The 2,635-nt window shown below is 68.1% G+C and carries 5 protein-coding genes; all 5 read left to right on the forward strand.

Annotated features, from left to right (window positions below; genetic code table 11):
* Nucleotides 1-178 (forward strand): cyclic pyranopterin monophosphate synthase MoaC (locus AC1DBQ_RS22820; RefSeq protein ID WP_476930682.1); only part of this gene is annotated, 178 nt, incomplete at its 5' end.
* The gene (locus tag AC1DBQ_RS22825; protein WP_476930679.1) at nt 175-687 is read left to right on the forward strand and encodes a MogA/MoaB family molybdenum cofactor biosynthesis protein; all 513 of its coding nucleotides are present in this window, start codon (nt 175-177) and stop codon (nt 685-687) included. The genes AC1DBQ_RS22820 and AC1DBQ_RS22825, both read left to right, overlap by 4 nt.
* Nucleotides 677-1,183, forward strand: a complete 507-nt coding sequence (locus tag AC1DBQ_RS22830) for a molybdenum cofactor biosynthesis protein MoaE (RefSeq protein WP_476930680.1) — start codon at nt 677-679, stop codon at nt 1,181-1,183. The genes AC1DBQ_RS22825 and AC1DBQ_RS22830 overlap by 11 nt, the downstream gene beginning before the upstream one ends.
* 88 nt (nt 1,184-1,271) lie before the next feature.
* Nucleotides 1,272-2,030, forward strand: coding sequence for a 4-hydroxy-tetrahydrodipicolinate reductase (gene dapB, locus AC1DBQ_RS22835; RefSeq protein WP_476930681.1), 759 nt, complete (start codon nt 1,272-1,274; stop codon nt 2,028-2,030).
* 5 nt (nt 2,031-2,035) lie between these two features.
* On the forward strand, nt 2,036-2,518 hold the full coding sequence (locus AC1DBQ_RS22840; protein WP_091249818.1) for a hypothetical protein: 483 nt from the start codon (nt 2,036-2,038) through the stop codon (nt 2,516-2,518).
* Nucleotides 2,519-2,635 lie beyond the last annotated feature (117 nt).

Genomic DNA, 2,635 nt, shown 5'->3' on the forward strand with positions numbered 1-2,635 from the left:
GTTTGCCACCGTCAAGACCAGCGGCGTTACCGGGGTCGAGATGGAGGCGCTGACCGCGGCGTCGGTTGCGGCACTGTGCGTTTACGACATGATCAAGGCCGTGGACAAGCACGCGGTCCTGACCGATATCAAAGTGCTCGCCAAAAGCGGCGGCAAGAGCGGGGATTGGACCCTATGAACATGCCCGAACCGCACCGCCACGGCGAAGCCACCGGCCGGAAGGCCGGCGTCGTGATCGCCTCMACCCGCGCGGCCGCCGGAGTCTACGAGGACCTCACCGGTCCCGTCATCGTCKACTGGCTCACCGAACACGGCTTTGAGCCGTTCCCGGCCCTGGTGGTTCCGGACGGGGCACCGGTGGGAGCCGCGCTGCGTGCCCTGCTGAGCCAGCAGCCGGCCGTCATCATTACCAGCGGCGGCACGGGCCTCAGCCCCACCGACGCGACCCCCGAGGAGACCCTGCCCCTGCTGGACCGGGAAATCCCGGGCATCATGGAAGGCATCCGCAGCGCCGGGACAGCCAAAACGCCCATGGCCATGCTCAGCCGTGGCCACGCGGGCGCGGCCGGCCAGACCTTCATCGTGAACCTGCCCGGATCACCGAAGGGCGTCATGGATGGCCTGAGCGTGCTCGATCCCATCCTTGGACATCTTTGCGACCAGCTGGAAGGCAGTCATGGGCACTGAAACAGGATTTGAAGTCGTGCACGCCGTCCTGAGCGCCGAACCTATCTCGGTGGACCAGGCCATTGCGGCCGTCKAATCGGACACCGCCGGCGCGGTGGTCAGCTTCAGCGGCGTCGTCCGGAACCACGACGGCGGCAAGCAGGTTTCGCGACTCAGCTACAGCGCCCACCCGACGGCGCACCAGGTGATGGCCGACGTCGTCGCCCGGCTCGCGGCGGAACACTCGGTCCCGGCCGGCGGCCCGGCATCGGACGGATCTCCGGATGACGGCGGCGCTGAACAGCGTCAGCAGCCGGTGCGGATCTGGGCGGCCCACAGGATCGGCATGCTCGAGATCGGCGACCCTGCCCTGGTCTGCGCCGTTTCCGCAGCGCATCGCGGCCAGGCCTTCGAGGTGTGCGCCGAACTCGTGGACCGGATCAAGGCCCAGGTGCCGATCTGGAAAGAGCAGTTTTTCGCCGATGGCACCGTCGAATGGGTCGGGGCCGGCGAATAGGCGCACGGCCGGGGAATAGGCGTACGGCCCGTGTAACCGAAGGCCGCCGGTTCCAGAGGGCAACGGCCCCGGCGGTAGGGTTKATGGCATGACCGAACAACTTTCCGTCGCCGTGCTGGGCGCCAACGGGCGCATGGGCGCCGAGGCCGTGAAGGCCATCGACGCCGCCGCGGACCTGACGCTCGTCGCGGCCCTTGGCCGCAACGATTCCMTCGAATCGCTCGTCAGCTCAGGCGCGCAGATCGTGGTGGACCTGACCGTCCCCGAAAGCACCGAAGCGAACGTCCGCTTCGCCGTCGAACACGGCATGCACGCCGTCGTCGGCACTACGGGCTGGGATGCCGGCCGGCTTGCCCGTCTGGAGGAGCTCCTCGCCGACCGGCCCGGAGTCGGCGTCCTCATCGCCCCCAACTTCGCCCTCGGCTCGGTCCTGGCTTCCGCCTTCGCCGCCAAGGCGTCCAAGTACTTCGAGTCCGTCGAAATCATTGAACTGCACCACCCTGACAAGGTAGATGCCCCCTCCGGCACGGCTGTGCGCACGGCGCAGCTGATCTCGGCCKAGCGCACCGCCGCCGGCGTGCCTTCCAGCCCGGACGCCACCACCACGGAACTCGAGGGCGCCCGCGGCAGCGACGTGGAGGGCGTCCGGGTCCACAGCGTCCGGCTCAGCGGCCTCGTCGCGCATCAAGAAGTCCTGCTGGGCGGCCCGGGGGAGCAGCTGACCATCCGCCACGACTCCTTCGACCGCGCCTCCTTCATGCCCGGCGTGCTGCTGGGGATCCGCAACGTCGCCGCACACCCCGGCCTCACCGTGGGGCTCGACGGCTACCTGGACCTGGGGCTCTGAGCCCGATGGCCGCAGCCCTGAGCGCCTTGAAAGCGAACCGCACCAAGATCTGGGTGGGGGCCGTCACCCTGCTGCTCGTCTTCTACCTGGTGGTGTCATTCGAGCGCTCCCTGCTCCTGATGTCGGACCAAAACCTCGTGGCGAAGGCGATCGGTGTGGCCTACCTCGTGCTGCCGGTCATCGGAGCGTGGGCCCTGGTCCGGGAATTGCTGTTCGGTGCCCGCACCGAGCGTTTGGCGAAGATCCTCGAAGCCGAAGGCGGGCTGCCGGAGGACACACTGCCGCGCACGCCTGCAGGCCGGATCATCCGCGAAGCCGCTGACCTCGAATTTGAGAAATACCGCGCCGAGGCCGAGGCTGCGCCCGACGACTGGCGGTCCTGGTTCCGGCTCAGCTGTGCCTACGATGCCGCCGGCGACCGCAAGCGCGCCCGCGCCTCGATGCGCGACGCCGTACGGATGTTCCGTGCCGGAGCACAAAAGCCCTAGCTGACGCTAGGCGTTGCTCCCAAATCGGGGAGGAACTGGATAGGATCGGCCGCTATGGCGCTGCGTCTTGTTCAGGTGAATTTCAAGGCTCGGGATGACTCCGCGATCGGCCGTTTT

It is taken from the genome of Arthrobacter sp. 10T413_2 (assembly GCF_056394205.1).

Excerpts from the sequence above, each read along its gene's own strand:
- AC1DBQ_RS22840 (WP_091249818.1), top strand. The coding sequence starts at position 2,036 with ATGGCCGCAGCCCTGAGCGCCTTGAAAGCGAACCGCACCAAGATCTGG.